Annotated in this window: 1 protein-coding gene; it reads left to right on the plus strand. The window is 43.6% G+C overall.

The genetic code is table 11. The features are described 5' to 3' along the window. Nucleotides 1–659 (plus strand): IS1634 family transposase (locus tag ACYQ2M_RS25210; protein ID WP_459919162.1); only part of this gene is annotated, 659 nt, incomplete at both ends.

Consider the following 659-nt stretch of genomic DNA (forward strand, 5'->3'; position numbering starts at 1 on the left):
TATTAGCGGATATGAATACGCTCGGCTATGAAAAATTTAAAGTTGTTCTTGACCGTGGTTACTTCAGTGCCTCTAATATCAACGATCTGTACAAACACCACATGAAATTCCTGATTGGAGCAAAAACATCGTTGAAGCTCGTCAAAGATCAACTTGATGATGTCCGCGAAGAAATGCGTCACTGGACCAATTACAGCCAGGATTATCAACTCTATACCTATTCCATTCCGGTTACCTGGAATTATTCCCAGGAACGTCCTTACAAAAAAGATACAATCAAGGCAAAGCGCCGTATGTATCTCCATCTTTACTTTTCCCCGGAACGGGCATTAGAGGATGAAACTGCCTTCAACAATCGAATGGCCCTACTGCAGAACGAATTAGAAAGCGAACAGCGACACCCGGATCATGAGAAGCAGTACGCTAAATATTTCGAGGTTAAAAAAACTCCGGTTCGAGGAACCAAGGTTATTGCCAATGATGCGGCCATGGCTGAAGCCAAGCGTCACTATGGATATTTTGCTCTTGTCAGCAATGACATCAAGGATGCGGTGACGGCATTGGAAATTTACCGGAACAAAGATCTGGTGGAAAAAGCTTTCAACAACCTTAAAGAGCGCCTGAACATGCGAAGGGTCGCTGTTTCTTCAGAACAAAGT

The organism is Desulfocicer niacini (assembly GCF_054657595.1).